The following is a 16,135-nucleotide window of genomic DNA, read 5'->3' as shown; positions in this document are numbered from 1 at the left end:
TCCACGGCTTACGCGAAGCTTGCTGCGATTCATGGCGATAGCAAGCCAAGGAGAGAGCCGAAGGGTGGAATCGTGACCCGATGTGCCGAATGAGCCACACCAATTCCGCGAGCTGGATCAACGGCTAAAAGGCCGGGCGCACTGCTGCGCCCAGCCTTTTCATGAATCCGTGGTTTGGTGGAATTCAGAGGCGGCAGGCGTGGCGCCGGCCATCGTTGCCAATGTAGGTGTCGCTGCGGAAGTCGTAGGACCGGTAGCGGTTGGCGCAGCGTTCCTGATGGCGCGTCATTTCGCGAACGCCACGGTCTCCGCGATCGCGCGGCGCGTTGGCGCCCGCTGCAATGCCGCCGGCTATCCCGGCTGCGAGCCCGAAGATCGCAGCAGCCGCGTTGTCGTTGCGGTCATGGTGCTTTCTGTACCAACGCTGATAGCGGCGCTCGTCCCAATGACGATGGCCACGACGGAAATCGCGGCAGTCGCTGTCGCGCGGATTGCGGGCGCAATAGCGCTCAACATACCTTTCGCGGTCGCGCATTTGCGCGCTTGCGGGATTCGTGGTGACCGCGATGCTCGACAGCGTCGTAACCGCCACCAGCGCCGCGCTGGCGAAGGCCGTGAAGAATTTGCGCAAGATTGGAACTCCCCGAATTGAGCCGCCGCCGATGAATGGTGCGGCGAGACCGCGTCCCTGCCGCCGTAATGCCTGAAACTCCCGGTCGTTCCCGCCCGCAAGGATTTTCAGCAGAAGGAACGGTCCTCACATTTGCGGGCTTGGCAAGAACATATCAAGAACGATAGGATGCGGCATGACAGCGCGAACCCTCCAGGAAAAGTTGGCTATCCTCAGCGATGCCGCCAAATACGACGCCTCGTGTGCATCGAGCGGCAGCGTCAAACGCAATTCGTTGAAGACGAAAGGCATCGGCTCAACGGAAGGGTCCGGCATCTGCCATGCCTACGCGCCGGACGGGCGCTGCATCTCGCTGCTCAAGATCCTCCTGACGAATTTCTGCGTCTACGACTGCGCCTATTGCATCAATCGCTCGTCCTCCAACGTGGAGCGGGCCCGGTTCTCGGTCGAGGAGGTGGTGCGGCTCACCATGGCCTTCTACCGCCGCAACTATGTCGAGGGCCTCTTTCTGTCCTCGGGCATAGTCAAGAGCCCGGACCACACCATGGAGGAGATGGTCGCTGTCGTCCGCCGCCTGCGGCTTGAGGAGAATTTCGCCGGCTACATCCATCTGAAGGCCATTCCCGACGCTTCTCCTCGGCTCATCGAGGAAGCCGGCCTCTTCGTCGATCGCCTTTCGGTCAATATCGAACTCCCGACGGACGGAGCCATCGAGCGCTTCGCGCCGGAGAAGAAGCCGCGCGATATTCGCCGCTCGATGGGGCATCTGCGCCTCAAGATCGAGGAGCATCAGGGGGAGAAAAAGGATCGGGCCAAGCCGGCGCGCTTTGCCCCCGGCGGGCAGTCGACGCAGATGATCATCGGCGCGGACGGGGCCAATGACGATGCGATCCTCCAGCGGTCCGAGAACCTCTATGGCTCGTACAGCCTCAAGCGGGTCTACTACTCCGCCTTCTCGCCCATCCCCGATGCCTCCAGTCGGCTACCGCTGGCAAAGCCGCCGCTGATGCGCGAGCACCGGCTCTATCAGGCCGATTGGCTGATGCGCTTCTATGGGTTCGAGCGGTCCGAGATCGTCGAGGGGAGCCAGGCGGGAATGCTCGACCTTTCGATCGACCCGAAGCTCGCATGGGCCCTGAAGCGCCGGGAGCGATTTCCGGTGGACGTCAACGCGGCGGACAAGGAGATGCTGCTGCGCGTGCCGGGCTTTGGAACACGCGCGGTGGAGCGCATTCTGTCGACGCGTCGGCACCGCCGCCTTCGCCTCGACGACGTCAGCCGGCTGTGCCAGTCGCTGGAGAAGGTGCGCCCGTTCATCGTCGCCGAGGATTGGTCGCCGGGGGGGCTTCTGGACAGTCCCGGCCTTGCCGGACGGCTGCGCCCGAAGGAAGAGCAGCTTTCGCTGTTTTGAGAACGAGCGCCATGAAGTTCGTCCGTCTCTCATCTCCCACGGATTTCGAAGGCTGGCGTCAGGGCGCGCGCATGGCGCTAGCGCTGGGCGTCGATCCCGCCGACATCGAGTTCACGGTGGGCGAAAGCGCCGCCTCGCTCTTTGCCGAGCCGCTTCCGCCGGCCCCGGATGTCGGCGGCCGCTTCACGGTGCCGCGCGCCTTCATCGATCTGGCCGAAGTGCTCGTTTCCCACCGCGACCCGGCGCGGTTCTCGCTCGCCTATCGGCTGCTCTTCCGGCTTCAGGCCGAGCCGAAGCTCCTCGCCGTCGCCTCCGACAGAGATGTCGCGCTTGCGGAAGCCATGGCAAAGGCTGTCTCGCGCGACAGCCATAAGATGAAGGCCTTTGTGCGTTTTCGCGAGGTCGAGACGGAGGAGGGGCGGCGCTCCATCGCCTGGTTCGAGCCCGAGCATCACATCGTGGAGCGCGTCGCGCCCTTTTTCGTGCGGCGTTTCACCGGCATGTCCTGGTCGCTCCTGACGCCGCTTCTTTCCGCCCACTGGAATGGCGAACGGCTGGAATATGGCCCCGGCGCAACCGCGGAAATGCGCCCGCGCGGCGACGACATGGAGGCGCTGTGGCTCACCTATTACGCCTCGATCTTCAACCCCTCGCGCCTCAAGATGAAGGCGATGCGGGCGCAGATGCCGAAAAAGTACTGGAAGAACATGCCCGAGGCGGCGTTGATCGCGCCACTGGCGCAGGGCGCCGAGGCCGCGCGCGAGGCGATGATCGCAACGCCCGCGACGCTTCCGAGTTATCGCCACGAGCGACAAAGGGAGCGCTTTGAGATGGCAAGAGCTGAGGCGCCGGTCTTCGATCCGGATCATCGGCCGGAAAGCCTTGAGGAGGCGCGCGAGGCGGCGAGGCATTGCCGGGCGTGCCCGCTATGGGAGCCGGCCACGCAGACGGTCTTCGGCGAAGGGCCAAAGGCAGCGCCGGTCATGTTCGTCGGCGAGCAGCCGGGCGATCAGGAGGACTTGGCGGGCGAGCCCTTCATCGGTCCCGCCGGCCAGGTGTTCGATGCCGCGCTCGCGGCCGCCGGCATCGACCGCGCGCAGACCTACGTGACCAACGCCGTGAAACACTTCAAGTTCGTGCCGCGCGGCAAGCGCCGCATTCACCAGAAGCCGAGCGGCGGAGAGATCGCCGCCTGCCGCGGCTGGCTCGATCTGGAGCGCTCCTTCGTCGCGCCGAAGCTGGTGGTCGCCATGGGCGCGACGGCGGCATCGTCCGTGCTCGGCCGCACCGTCACCATCCGATCCGTGCGCTCGCAGCTCATCGACCTGCCGGCGGGGGGGCAGGCGCTCGTCACCGTCCACCCGTCCTACCTCCTGCGCCTGCCCGACCCAGACGCCAAGGCGCGTGAGGAGGCGCTGTTTCGCGAGGATATGGCCAGGGTGCGGCAGGCGGTGCCGGAGATCGCCCTGGCTGCCTGACAGGAAACCCCGCCGTGTGCGGAGTTCAGGTCGATGCTGGTCCGGCAAGAGGCCCGCCTTATGTTCCGCACGGTCCGCGGAGCGTTTACGGGAGGATCTCGCGTGTCTCTTGCCGATATTTACCGGGCCTACATCGACTGCCTGAACCGTCAGGATTGGGCGCGGCTCGGAACCTATGTCGCCGACGATGCCGAGCACAACGGCCGCCAGCTCGGGCTGTCGGGCTATCGCGAGATGCTGGTGAAGGATTTCGAGGACATTCCCGATCTTCGCTTCAACATCGCGCTTCTCGTCTGCGAGCCGCCGCGCGTCGCGGCCCGCCTCGCCTTCGAATGTTCGCCGAGGGGGCAGTTCCTGGGGCTTCGGGTCGACGGCCGCACCGTCTCGTTTGCCGAGAATGTCTTCTACGAGTTCAGGGACGACAAGATCGCGTCCGTATGGTCGGTCATCGACAAGGCGGCGATCGAGCATCAGCTCGGCCGCTGACGCTTGGCTCCAAGGCCAAGCGAGATCCTCAGAGGATCATGAGCCGGATCAGGTAGGCGACCGACCCGACCGCGAGGACGCCGCCGGCCCAGAGGGCCGCGAACCAGCCGAGCCGGCGCCAAAGGGAAGCGGGAGCGCGATCTTCCATCAGTGATGATAGCCCTCTCCGGGCCGGACCTTGCCGCGAAACACCCAGTAGGCATAGGCGGTGTAGGCGAGAACCATGGGGATCAGCACGACCGCGCCCACCAGAAGGAAGCTGAGGCTGTCGTCCGGCGCCGCCGCTTCATGGATCGTGACGCTCGGCGGGATGATGTTGGGGTAGAAATTGATCCCGAGCCCGATGAAGCAAAGGACGAAAAGGCCGAGCGAAGCGAAGAACGGGCGGTAGGTCGAATCGTGCCGTTTCAGCTGCCGGAAGAGAACGAAGGCGACCAGCGCCACGGCAATCGGCACGGGCGCGACATAGAGCAACTGCGGAAAGGCGAACCAGCGCAGGTAGAACTGCGGGTCGAGGAACGGCATCCACAGGCTCACCGCTCCGATGAGCGTCAGTGTGCCGATGCCGGTATAGGTGGCGTAGCGGGCGGCGCGCCGGTTAAGCTCGCCCTCCGTCTTCATGACGAGCCAGGTCGAGCCGAGAAGGGCATAGCCGACCACCAGCGCCACGGCCGTCAGAAGCGAGAAGGGCGTCAGCCAATCCCACCAGCCGCCGGCATAGGCGCGACCCTCCACCTTGATGCCTTGCACGAGCGTGCCCAGCGCCAGCCCCTGACTGAGGGCGGCGACCAGCGAACCGATGAAGAACGAGATGTCCCAGAGGAAGCGGCCGCGCTCGGTGCGGAAGCGGAACTCGAAGGCGACGCCCCGGAAGATGAGGCCCAGGAGCATGGCGATGATCGGTGCGTAGAGCGCCGGCATGGCGATGGAATAGGCCAGCGGGAAGACGGCGAAGAGCCCGCCGCCGCCCAGCACCAGCCAAGTCTCGTTGCCGTCCCACACGGGGGCGACCGAATTCATCGCCACATCCCGATCTTCGCCGCTGCCAAGGAAGGGGAAGAGAATGCCCAGCCCCAGGTCGAAGCCGTCGAGGATGACATAGGCGAGAACGGCGAAGGCGATGAGGAAGGCCCAGATGAGCGCGAGATCCATGGACGAGCCCTCCTCAGTGCTCGGTTGCGACGGTGTCGTCGTCGACCGAAGGCGCCGGTGTCGTGCCGGCCGAGCGGGTCGGTTTGCCGCGCTCTGGTCCTTCGAGGCCCGTCGGCGTCCGGTTCATCAGCCTGAGGATGTAGAACGTGCCGGCGCCGAAGAGCAGGAAGTAGACGATGATGAAGGCGGTGAGGGACGTGCCGACCGCCTCGATGGCCACGGGCGAAACGCTGTCGCTGGTCCTGAGAAGGCCATAGATTGTGTAGGGCTGGCGGCCCACCTCGGTCGTGATCCAACCGGCGATGACGGCAATGAAGCCGGCCGGCCCCATGGCCAGCATGGCGCGCTGAAGCCAGTGCGACTCGTAGATCGAGCCGAAGAAGCGCCGCCACAGCGACCAGAGGCCAATGGCGATCATCAGGAGGCCCAGGCCGACCATGATGCGGAACGACCAGAAGACGACCAGCGAGTTTGGCCGGTCCTCGGGCGGGAAGCTCTTCAGGGAGGGAATGGTGCCGTCCCAGCTATGGGTGAGGATCAGCGAGCCGAGCCGCGGCACGTCGATGGCATAGTGCGTCGTTTCCGCTTCCATGTCTGGAATGCCGAAAAGCGTCAGCGGCATGCCGCCCCCCGGCTCCTCGTCCTCGAAGTGTCCCTCGATGGCGGCGACCTTGGCCGGCTGATACTCCAGCGTGTTGAGCCCGTGCTGGTCGCCCGCCAGAAGCTGAAGCGGCGCGACGATGGTCGCCATCCACAACGCCATGGAGAACATCAGGCGCGCCATCGGGTTGGCGCGGTCGCGCAGGAGGTGGAGCGCGCCCACAGCGCCGACGACGAAGGACGTGGTGAGGTAGGCGGCGAGCACCATATGGACGAGGCGGTAGGGGAAGGACGGGTTGAAGATCGCCGCGAACCAATCGGCTGGAACGAACTGGCCGGCTTCGTTGATGGCGTAGCCCGCCGGCGTCTGCATCCAGGAATTGACCGAAAGGATCCAGAAGGCGGAGATCAGCGTGCCGATGGCCACCATCACGGTCGCGAAGAAATGCAGGCGCTTGCCGACCCGACCGAGGCCGAAGAGCATGACGCCGAGAAAACCGGCTTCGAGGAAGAAGGCGGTGAGAACCTCGTAACCCATCAGCGGCCCGACGATGGGCCCTGCCTTGTCGGAGAAGACCGACCAGTTGGTGCCGAACTGGTAGCTCATCACCACGCCAGACACGACCCCCATGCCGAAGACGATGGCGAAAACCGCGACCCAATAGCGGAAGGTCGCCATGTAGACGTCGCGTCCGGTTGCCAGCCAAAGGCCCTCGAGCACTGCCAGATAGGAGGCGAGGCCGATGGTGAAGGCTGGAAAGATGATGTGAAAGGCAATGGTAAAGCCGAACTGCACCCGGGCCAGAAGGACAGGGTCGAACGCATCGAACATCGCAGGCTCCGGTCTTTTCCGAGCGCGGCGGCCGCGAGCCCGGCTAAATGTCTGGGACGAGATCTCTCGTTCCAAGGCGGATCGGCACTTGAGATATGTTTTTGGAGGATAGATGGAATGGTGTGCGACAATTTGTCATTGCGCGGCTAAAGGCTGCATATCCTGGAGCTTGCCAGAGATTGAGGTTTTCGGCCCGTCCCGCGAGAAGCTGACGCTGCGTCGCATCAACGCGATCATTCTGCGTTGATCTCGCCGCCCGGGAATGCCACTGATGGGGCGCCCATCCGTCGGGCGGCGCACCCGGCCGCCGCAGCAGGATGCCAGGAGGGGACCCATGAACGCTCCGTTGAAAGGCCTCAAGGTCGTCGAACTCGCCCGTTCCCTGACCGGCCCCTGGATCGGCCAGACGCTCGCCGATCTTGGGGCGGACGTTGTGAAGGTCGAGAGTCCGAGAGGCGACGAGACGCGTGGCTGGGGGCCGCCCTTCATCGAGCATGAGGGCGAACGAACGGCCGCGTATTTTCATGCCTGCAATCGTGGCAAGCGGGCTGTCGTTGCCGATTTCGGCACGGAGGAGGGGCAGGCTCTGGTCAAAGGGCTTGCCGCCCAGGCGGACATTCTGATCGAGAATTTCAAGGTGAGAGGGCTGGAGCGTTACGGGCTCGACTATCACAGCGTCCGCAAGATCAATCCCCGGCTGGTCTACTGTTCCGTCACCGGCTTCGGCCAGGACGGGCCCTATGCCGATCGTACTGCCTACGAATACACCCTCGAGGGCCTCAGCGGCATGATGGACGTCGCCGGCGATCCGGCCGGCCCGCCGCAGAAGATGGGCGTGGCCTTCGGCTCGATCATCACCGGGCTTTACGGTGTCATCGCCATTCAGGCGGCGCTGCGCCAGCGCGAGGCGACCGGGCACGGCCAGCACATCGATCTCGCGCTCCTCGACTGCATGACCGCCGTCCTCACCAATCAGGCAATGAACTATTTCGCCACCGGCGCGACGCCCTCGCGCACCGGCAATGCCCACCCCAATGTGGCGCCCTATGAGGTCTATTCGGTTTCCGATGGCCAGGTGATCATCGCCTGCGGCAATGACGAGCAGTTCGTCAATCTCGTGAATCTCCTCGGCAAGACGGACTTGGCGGCAGATCCGCGCTTCCACCGCAACGAGGATCGCGTCGTCAACCGCGCCTCTCTCAACGAGATCATCGGGCCGGCGCTCGCCGCCTGGAAGCGCGACGACCTCATCGCCGCTCTCGCCGCGGCGGGAGTTTCGGCAGGACCCATTCATACGGTCGCGGAGGCGTTCGCCGATCCGCAGGTCGTTCATCGCGGCATCCGGATCGAGAGCGATGGCGTGCCGGGTCTGAGGACGCCGCTCACCTTTTCCGATGCGTCGCTCGCCCTCGGTCGGCCTGCGCCGCGCCTCGGCGAGCACACCGAGGAGGTGATGGCCGAGCTCGGCATCGAGCGGCCGGAACCTGAAGGCGAAGGCGACGAGACGGAAGCCGAGAGCTAAATCCTTTTCAAATCCCAGGGGTTGTTCACAGAGCGGCAACGAATCTGTGGATCGCGGGCCGCCCGCCTTGCCTCAGGCGCGCGCATGGGCCACCCCATTGCCCCGCCTCTCGTCGCACGATGCCCGAAGGAGAAGACATGCAGGTTTCCGTCACGCTCGGCACCAACCGGACAGGCGAGCCGGCGGAGATGAACCTGGAGGAGCTGCTGTCGACGCGCCTTCTCGTTCAGGGCAACTCGGGGTCAGGCAAGTCTCATCTTCTGCGCCGGCTGCTGGAGCAGAGCGCCAGGCTCGTTCAGCAGGCGATCATCGATCCGGAAGGCGATTTCGTTTCCTTTTCCGACCGGTACGGCCATGTGGTGGTGGATGCCGACCGCACACCGGCAGAACTCGCCCGTATCGCGGCGCGCATCCGCGAACACCGCGTGTCGACCGTCCTCAACCTCGAGGGCCTCGACGCCGACGTGCAGATGAGCTGCGCGGCGGCCTTCTTGAACGGCCTTTTCGACGTCGACCACAGCCTGTGGTTTCCCATGCTGGTGGCGGTGGACGAGGCGCAGCTCTTCGCTCCGGCGATCGGCGGGGACGTGTCGGAGGACGTGCGGAAGGCTTCCCTCGGCGCGATGACCAACCTCATGTGCCGTGGGCGAAAGCGCGGCCTCGCCGGCATCGTCGCGACCCAGCGCCTCGCCAAGCTCGCCAAGAATGTCGCCGCCGAGGCGTCCAACTTCCTCATGGGGCGCACCTTCCTCGACATCGACATGGCCCGCGCCGCCGACCTTCTCGGCATGGACCGGCGGCAGGCCGAGCAGTTCCGCGATCTCGCCCCCGGCCATTTCGTCGCCCTCGGTCCGGCGCTGTACCGACGCCCGGTGCCGATCCTGATCGGGCCGGTCGAAACGCGAGGGCGCACCGGGCGGCCGACATTGATGCCGCTGCCCGAGACGCCGCGCGAGGCGCTGTCGGACCTTATCTTCTCCCATATCGAGGATACTCCGCTGCCGGGGCCCGCGCCGCGTGCCGCGCCGCTCGCCACGCCCTCGCTGATCGAGCGCATCGAAGCGGGGCAGGGTGCGGACGCCGTCGAGCCGGAGGATGATGATCCCCGCTCGCCCGACGAGCGACGGGTCCTCGTTGAGGCGATCTTCGCCGAGATGCTGGCCGATCCCGAGGCCGCGTTCCGCCCCGTGCCGATCCTCTACCAGGAGTTCCTCACTCATTGCCGGCTGAAGCGGCTCAAAGGGGAGGAGACCGACATGACGCGCTTCCGCCGCCGCCTCTCCCTGGCTCGCGCCGGGGTGGGCGAGGAGGTGGAGGACGAGGCGTGGCAGGAGATCGCCCGCCGCAGCGAAACTTTGCCGGAGGAGATGCAAGGCGTCTTCCTGATGCTGGCGCGCGCTGCTTCCGATGGCGCGGAATGCCCATCCGACGACGCCCTGGCGCGCGCCTATGGCAGCCACTCGCCCTCGCGCGGCCGCTTCCTTCTCTCCTTCATGGCGGAACACGGCCTGATCAGGGTCGAAAGCGACTTTCGCGGCAACCGCGTGGTGACGATTCTCGGCACCGGATGGCGATGCGCGCACCGCTCCCAGGCGCCGGTGGCGCTGGATGAGGCGCGGCTGCGCCGACAGGAGAGACTGGCGCGCAGTCGCGAGGCGTAACGCTTCGCAGCCTGTCTGCTTCCGCGACGTTTCCCGATGTTGAAAGCGGGCGCGACCACTCTCACCATTGCCGTTGACGGGGCGAGGCGTTAGCTCTCCTTCATCGCTGAACCCCTCGTACTGGATGAGGAGAGTAGATGAGCCTCTCTCTGGAGACCTATCTGACCGAGACGGCGGGCGCCGATCCGCTTCGCCAGGCGGCTGCCACTACCATTCTCAATCTTGGCGAGGCGGCCGTTGAAATCGCGCGCCTCATCGCCCACGGCGGCGCGGGCGCCGAACTCGGCAAGTCGCTGGGGGAGGCCAATCTCGGCGGCGATATCCAGAAGGCCCTCGATGTCGTCGCCGATCGCGCCGTGGTCGGCGCCATGCATCGCTCGCCGGTGGCCTTCTATGGATCGGAGGAGCAGGATGCGCCAATCACAATCAGCGAGGGGGGCTCTGTCGCGGTCGCCTGCGATCCGCTGGACGGTTCGTCGAACATCGAGACCAACGTGTCGATCGGCACCATCTTCTCGATTTTACCGGTGGGGAGCGAGCACCGGGCGGAGCCGAGGAGCGCTTTTCTGCAGCCGGGCTCGCGACAGATCGCCGCCGGGTTCTTCATCTATGGGCCGCAGCTGCTCCTGATCGCGAGCTTTGGCGGAGAGACGCGCGCCTTCATCCACGTTCCGGGTTCCGCCGGGTTCACGTCGGTCGGTGAGACGCTCGCCATACCCGCCACGACCAAGGAATTCTCGATCAATGCAGCGAACCGGCGCCACTGGGCCGAGGGTCTGCGCCGCTACATCGCCGATTGTGAGGCGGGCGAGGCCGGCAACCGCGGCAAGAACTATTCCATGCGCTATGTCGGCTCGATGGTGGCCGACGCCTACCGCATCCTGCTGCGCGGCGGCGTGTTTCTTTATCCCGGTGATGCGCGCAAGGGATACGAGAAGGGCCGCCTGAGGCTGGTCTACGAGGCCAATCCGGTTGCCCTGTGCATTGAGGGAGCCGGCGGCGCGGCGAGCGACGGCCTGTCGCGCACTCTCGATATCGTTCCCGGCGATCTTCACGCCAGAACTCCTCTCGTCTTCGGCTCGACCGAGGAAGTGGAGGAAGTGCGCCGGCGGCTCGCCGAGCAGGGATGATCGCGAGGCGCGATCGCCTAAGGTTCAGATCGTGGCGTCTCGCACAGGGGCAGCCTTGGAGGAAAAAGTGTCAGGTTCCGTGATCATCGCCCCGTCGATTTTGGCCAGCGATTTCTCGCGCCTCGGTGAGGAGGTTGCTGCGATCGACCGCGCCGGGGCCGACTGGGTTCATCTCGATGTCATGGATGGTCACTTCGTTCCGAACATCACCTTCGGGCCGGCGGTGGTCAAAGCCATCCGGCCGGTCTCGGAAAAATTCTTCGATTGTCATTTGATGATCGAGCCGTGCGACCCCTTCCTGGAGGCCTTCGCCGAGGCCGGCTGTGACGGGCTCACCGTTCATGCCGAGGCCACGCGCCATCTCGACCGCTCGCTCCGGACAATCAAGGCGCTCGGCAAGCGCGCCGGCGTGGCGCTCAACCCGGCGACCAGCGAGGAAACGATCCGCTACGTCCTCGATAAGGTCGACCTCGTCCTGGTGATGACCGTCAATCCCGGCTTCGGAGGCCAGGCCTTCCTGCCCGCGACGCTCGACAAGATTCGCGCCGTCAAAGCCATGATCGGCGATCGCCCCATCGACATCGAGGTCGACGGCGGGATCGCCGTGGAAACGGCGGCCTCGGTGGTGGAAGCGGGAGCAAACGTCCTGGTTGCAGGCTCGGCATTGTTTCGCGGCACCGCGGCGGGCTATGGCAGGAATATCGAGACGCTGCGGGACGCTGCGTACGGAAGGGAAGCCCGCCACCCCTGAAAGGCGGGCGGAGGAACGGTCATGGACGGGGTGGCGACCTTCATTGATGGTCGTGTCGGGAGAATCGTGCTGCGTCGCCCAAAAGCGTTGAACGCGCTGACGACGGAGATGTGCCAGGCCATCGAGGTGGCGCTCCTCGCCTGGCGAGACGATCCCCAGGTGACGATGGCGCTGATCGAGGGGGAGGGCGAACGGGCGTTTTGCGCTGGCGCCGATATCGCCGCCCTCCATGCCATGGGCCGGCAGGGCGATTTTGCTTCCGCGCAGCATTTCTTCCACGAGGAGTACAGGCTCAATCGCCTGATCGCCCATTACCCCAAGCCCTATGTCGCGCTCATGGACGGCATCGTCATGGGCGGCGGCGTCGGCCTCTCCGCTCACGGCAGTCATCGGATCGTCACCGAACGTTCGGCTGTGGCCATGCCGGAATGCGCCATCGGCCTCGTGCCCGACGTCGGCTCCTCGCTGCTCCTGACGCGGGCGCCGGGACGAACCGGCGAATATCTCGGCCTCACGGGCGCTCGCATGGGTGCCGCCGACGCGCTCTTCGCCGGCTTTGCCGACGTCATGGTTCCGACCGATCGGCTTGCCGCGCTCAAGGCCGAACTGCTGGCGGCGGGCCGCCCCGACGTCATCGCGCCGTTTGCTGTCGACGCCGGCTCGTCCAGGCTGGCGCGCCACCGTGACGAGACTGATGCAGCCTTTGCCGGCGGCGATCTGCTGGCCATCGTCGGTCGCCTTGAAGCCGGCGCCTCGAGCTTCGCTACCGAAGCGGCGGCGGCGATTCGAAAGGGTTCGCCGCTTTCGCTTGCCGCGACGCTGGCTATCATCGCCGCTGTTCGCGAGGAGCCGACCGTCGAGCGCGCGCTCGTCATGGAATACCGCTTCGCCACCCGCGCCCTGCCCAAGGGGGAGTTCATCGAGGGCATCCGCGCCGCCGTGGTCGACAAGGACCGGCAGCCGCGCTGGTCGCCGGCGCGGCTGGAGGAGCTCGATGTCTCGCGCCTGCTCGAGATGTTGGCGCCAGTCGCAGACGAAGGCGATCTCCAGGACGGGCCGCCGCTCTGAGGGCTCTGGCAGCATCGCCCAATGCCATCTCGGAGAAATCCGCTGCTGCGGCCAAAGGTGCTGACAGGGAAGGTTTTGTTTTTTACCAAGGCTCGTTAGGGTGCCTGCGCCAACTGTGACAGCAGTATGAAAGGTGCATGGGCCAATGGTCGCGACTGACATCGCCAACAGAGTCTGGAGCCATGCCTTCAAGCTCGACCCGATCGTGCGTAGCCTGCTCGATACTGACTTCTATAAGCTTTTGATGCTCCAGATGATCTGGGGCCTTCACCGCGATGTCGACGCAACGTTTCATCTGATCAACCGGACGAAGTCTGTCCGCTTGGCCGACGAGATCGATGAGGGCGAGCTGCGCGCCCAGCTCGACCATGCGCGGTCGCTGACCATCACCAAGCGCGAGATGATCTGGCTCGCTGGCAACACCTTTTATGGCAAGGCGCAGATCTTCAAGCCCGAATTCCTCCAGTGGCTGGAGACGTTCCGCCTGCCGGAATACGAGCTGAAGAAGGTGGATGGGCAATACGAACTGACGTTTCATGGTCGCTGGACTGATACGACCATGTGGGAGGTGCCCGCGCTCGCCATCATCAACGAGCTGCGGTCGCGCTCGGCCATGTCCGGCCTTGGCAAGTTCGAGCTGGATATTCTCTACGCTCGCGCCAAGGCCAAGATGTGGAACAAGGTCGAGCGGCTGCGCCGCCTGCCTGACCTCAAGATATCCGATTTCGGCACGCGGCGGCGCCACAGCTTTTTGTGGCAGCGCTGGTGCGTCGAGGCGCTGAAGGAGGGGCTGGGTGAGGCGTTCATCGGCACCAGCAACGTGCTCCTGGCCATGGAAAGCGACCTGGAGGCCATCGGAACCAACGCACATGAGCTGCCCATGGTCCTGGCCGCGCTTGCCGAGAGCGATGAGGAACTGCGGCTGACGCCCTATCGCGTCTTCGAGGAATGGCAGCGCTATTACGACGGAAATCTCCTCGTCGTGCTGCCGGACACGTTTGGAACGTCCGCCTTCCTCGAACGGGCGCCGGCCTGGCTTGCCCAGTGGACGGGCTTCCGACCGGATTCCGCGCCTCCGATCGAGGGCGGGGCGGCCATCATCGACTGGTGGCAGCGGCACGGCGAGGACCCGCGCGAGAAGCTCCTGATCTTCTCCGACGCCATGGACGTGGAAACCATCGAGAACGTCTATATACGCTTCCACGGCCGGGTCCGTCTCTCCTTTGGCTGGGGCACCAACCTCACCAACGATTTCCGCGGCATCGTGCCGGAGCGGGTGGCGGGCGGCCTGGAGGCGATCTCCATCGTGTGCAAGGTGGCCGAGGCGAATGGCCGGCCGGCGGTGAAGCTATCCGACAACCCCAGCAAGGTGAGCGGCCTTCCCCAGGAAGTCGAGCGCTATCAGCGCATCTTCGGCAGGAGCCAGTATCCGGCCCGCGAAGTGCTGGTCTGATCGCGCGGTCGTCTTCGCTCCTCGCGGCGTCATAAGCTCAATGAAGATGCGCCGCGCCGTCTGTCCGGCGCGGGCGGCTCATGCGCTTTATCCATGTGGCGTGGGCCGCGTTGACGGAGGCGCCCTCATTCGTGGCCGCCGCTCCCCCGGGGCTGTGACGCTGCCGCCGAGGTGGTTTTCCCGCTTGGCTGGCCGCAGGCTCTCAAAAAAACAGCAGGATCATCCATTCATCCAGCCGCTTTCAACCTAGCGCCGGATGCACCTTACGCGATAGCTTATCCTATCGGGATGATCGGGGAGGAACGCCGAAATCAACTCGCAGTGCGACGCCGCGCAGGAAAATCCGCTCATAGCGGCTTCCGCCTACGGCATCCCGCCGGTTCGAAGCTTCAATGCTTTGGCGCACGGCGGCGGAATCGCGGAGCCGGCGGATGCCTTGATTGGCGAGGCCCTGTTGGCACGGCGAAAATGATGGATCGACGGGCTGTTGAAAACCTTCGCAAACTTTCGAAGCCCTGCTATAGTCCTTCGGTACGGTTCGAGCCTGAACCGGAGAGTGTAATGGAGGCGGGTAGGGTGCGACAGGATCGTCTCAGCCTATCCGAAAGGGAATAGAGCGGAAAAATCCCGCTCTGTCGGCCCGATGGGAGAGAATAAGCCGGCGGTGCATCGTCGCCAAACGGCAGAGGAGAGAGGCGCGCGAGGATCTTCGCCGTCTCGGCACCGGCGTTGCCATCTTCCTATCAGGCGGAAAGTCCATGGGCCGTCGCCGCCAAGGAGCGTGCGCGGGCGCCAAATTTGGGAGTGGAGGAACCACATGCGTCTAGTCACGACATTGATGGCGGGTCTCGCCATGGCCGCCTTGGTCGCTTCGGCGGGTCCGTCGGCGGCCCAGGACAAGGGCACGGTCGGCATCGCCATGCCGACCAAGTCTTCGGCCCGCTGGATCGATGACGGCAACAACATGGTCAAGCAGTTCGAGGCCGCCGGCTACAAGGCCGATCTGCAATACGCCGAGGACGACATTCCGAACCAGCTCTCGCAGATCGAGAACATGGTGACGAAGGGCGACGCCGCGCTGGTCATTGCCTCGATCGACGGAACGACGCTGTCCAACGTTCTGGCCAATGCCGCGGCCGCCGGCATTCCGGTCATCGCCTACGATCGCCTGATCCGCGATTCACCGAATGTCGACTACTACGCCACCTTCGACAACTTCCAGGTGGGCGTGCAGCAGGCGACCTCGCTGGTCGACGGCCTCAAGGAACGCTTCCCGGACGTCAAGCCGTGGAATGTCGAGCTCTTCGGCGGCTCGCCGGACGACAACAACGCCTACTTCTTCTACAACGGCGGCATGAGCGTTCTTCAGCCGCTGATCGACAGCGGCCAGGTGAAGATCGTCTCCGGCCAGGAGGGCATGGACAAGGTCGGCACGCTGCGCTGGGACGGTGCGGTCGCCCAGGCCCGCATGGACAACCTTCTGTCGGCCTACTACACCGACAAGCAGCTCCATGGCGTGCTGTCGCCCTATGACGGCCTGTCCATCGGCATCATCTCGTCGGTCAAGGGCGTGGGCTACGGCTCGGGCGACACCAAGATGCCGATCATCACCGGCCAGGACGCGGAGGTTCCTTCCATCAAGGCGATCGAGCGCGGCGATCAGTACTCGACGATCTTCAAGGACACGCGCGAGCTCGCCAAGCAGACGGTCAAGATGGTCGATGCCGTCCTCAACGGCAACAAGCCTGAGGTCAACGACACCAAGACCTATGACAACGGCGTCAAGGTCGTTCCGTCCTACCTGCTGAAGCCGGTTCCGGTGACCAAGGAAAACTACAAGAAGGTCCTGGTCGACAGCGGCTATTACAAGGCCGACCAGCTGAAGTAGTGCGCCCTGGGGCGGATGGTCGCACCATCCGCCCCTTCCGGCCCGGCGGCTCGTTGCGAGCCGCTTGCCGCG

14 protein-coding genes are annotated in these 16,135 nt (G+C 65.0%); 10 read left to right on the top strand and 4 right to left on the bottom strand.

Annotated features, from left to right (window positions below; all coding sequences use genetic code 11):
• Positions 1 to 184: 184 nt before the first annotated feature.
• On the bottom strand, positions 185 to 631 hold the full coding sequence (locus B5D38_RS07375; protein ID WP_245318887.1) for a BA14K family protein: 447 nt from the start codon (positions 629 to 631) through the stop codon (positions 185 to 187).
• 175 nt (positions 632 to 806) lie between these two features.
• On the opposite strand from B5D38_RS07375, the gene B5D38_RS07370 reads away from it, so the two are divergent.
• Genes B5D38_RS07370 through B5D38_RS07360 form a run of 3 tightly spaced genes read left to right on the top strand, consistent with a single transcriptional unit; the run spans position 807 to position 4,006 of the window.
• Entirely contained in the window at positions 807 to 2,042 is a 1,236-nt protein-coding gene (locus B5D38_RS07370) for a putative DNA modification/repair radical SAM protein (RefSeq protein WP_078707752.1), read from the top strand.
• Between the two features lie 11 nt (positions 2,043 to 2,053).
• A complete protein-coding gene (locus B5D38_RS07365; RefSeq protein ID WP_078707751.1) occupies positions 2,054 to 3,520 on the top strand; it encodes a UdgX family uracil-DNA binding protein in 1,467 nt (488 codons plus the stop codon).
• A gap of 60 nt (positions 3,521 to 3,580) precedes the next feature.
• The gene (locus B5D38_RS07360) at positions 3,581 to 4,006 is read left to right on the top strand and encodes an ester cyclase (protein WP_078707750.1); all 426 of its coding nucleotides are present in this window, start codon (positions 3,581 to 3,583) and stop codon (positions 4,004 to 4,006) included.
• 28 nt (positions 4,007 to 4,034) lie between these two features.
• On the opposite strand, the gene B5D38_RS07355 is transcribed toward B5D38_RS07360, so the two are convergent.
• From B5D38_RS07355 to B5D38_RS07345, 3 genes are read right to left on the bottom strand one after another with little or no spacing between them, the layout of a single operon-like run.
• Positions 4,035 to 4,154, bottom strand: a complete 120-nt coding sequence (locus B5D38_RS07355; RefSeq protein ID WP_078707749.1) for a DUF2474 family protein — start codon at positions 4,152 to 4,154, stop codon at positions 4,035 to 4,037.
• On the bottom strand, positions 4,154 to 5,158 hold the full coding sequence (gene cydB / locus B5D38_RS07350) for a cytochrome d ubiquinol oxidase subunit II (RefSeq protein ID WP_078707748.1): 1,005 nt from the start codon (positions 5,156 to 5,158) through the stop codon (positions 4,154 to 4,156). The genes B5D38_RS07355 and cydB overlap by 1 nt, the downstream gene beginning before the upstream one ends.
• Before the next feature lie 13 nt (positions 5,159 to 5,171).
• Complete coding sequence (locus tag B5D38_RS07345; RefSeq protein WP_078707747.1) at positions 5,172 to 6,590, bottom strand: cytochrome ubiquinol oxidase subunit I; 1,419 nt, start codon at positions 6,588 to 6,590, stop codon at positions 5,172 to 5,174.
• 334 nt (positions 6,591 to 6,924) lie between these two features.
• Between B5D38_RS07345 and B5D38_RS07340 the strand changes: the two genes are divergently transcribed.
• The 7 genes from B5D38_RS07340 (at position 6,925) to chvE (ending at position 16,063) form a co-directional block, all read left to right on the top strand.
• Positions 6,925 to 8,112: a CaiB/BaiF CoA transferase family protein gene (locus B5D38_RS07340; protein WP_078707746.1), complete on the top strand. Its 1,188-nt coding sequence runs from the start codon at positions 6,925 to 6,927 to the stop codon at positions 8,110 to 8,112.
• 137 nt (positions 8,113 to 8,249) lie between these two features.
• Positions 8,250 to 9,773 carry a helicase HerA domain-containing protein gene (locus B5D38_RS07335; protein ID WP_078707745.1) on the top strand — a complete coding sequence of 508 codons (1,524 nt, stop codon included), beginning with the start codon at positions 8,250 to 8,252 and terminating at the stop codon, positions 9,771 to 9,773.
• A gap of 137 nt (positions 9,774 to 9,910) precedes the next feature.
• Positions 9,911 to 10,903: a class 1 fructose-bisphosphatase gene (locus tag B5D38_RS07330; RefSeq protein ID WP_078707744.1), complete on the top strand. Its 993-nt coding sequence runs from the start codon at positions 9,911 to 9,913 to the stop codon at positions 10,901 to 10,903.
• A gap of 67 nt (positions 10,904 to 10,970) precedes the next feature.
• Positions 10,971 to 11,654 carry a ribulose-phosphate 3-epimerase gene (gene rpe, locus B5D38_RS07325; protein ID WP_078707743.1) on the top strand — a complete coding sequence of 228 codons (684 nt, stop codon included), beginning with the start codon at positions 10,971 to 10,973 and terminating at the stop codon, positions 11,652 to 11,654.
• Between the two features lie 21 nt (positions 11,655 to 11,675).
• A complete protein-coding gene (locus tag B5D38_RS07320; protein ID WP_078707742.1) occupies positions 11,676 to 12,722 on the top strand; it encodes an enoyl-CoA hydratase/isomerase family protein in 1,047 nt (348 codons plus the stop codon).
• Between the two features lie 145 nt (positions 12,723 to 12,867).
• Positions 12,868 to 14,175, top strand: coding sequence for a nicotinate phosphoribosyltransferase (gene pncB / locus B5D38_RS07315; protein ID WP_078707741.1), 1,308 nt, complete (start codon positions 12,868 to 12,870; stop codon positions 14,173 to 14,175).
• Positions 14,176 to 14,992: 817 nt separating this feature from the next.
• Positions 14,993 to 16,063, top strand: a complete 1,071-nt coding sequence (gene chvE / locus B5D38_RS07310; RefSeq protein WP_078707740.1) for a multiple monosaccharide ABC transporter substrate-binding protein — start codon at positions 14,993 to 14,995, stop codon at positions 16,061 to 16,063.
• Positions 16,064 to 16,135: the final 72 nt, after the last annotated feature.

This window comes from Consotaella salsifontis (assembly GCF_900167365.1).
Lineage (GTDB): Bacteria > Pseudomonadota > Alphaproteobacteria > Rhizobiales > Rhizobiaceae > Consotaella > Consotaella salsifontis.
The sequence above is the reverse complement of the archived record's forward strand: the minus strand, read 5'-3'. Positions and strand labels throughout refer to the sequence as shown.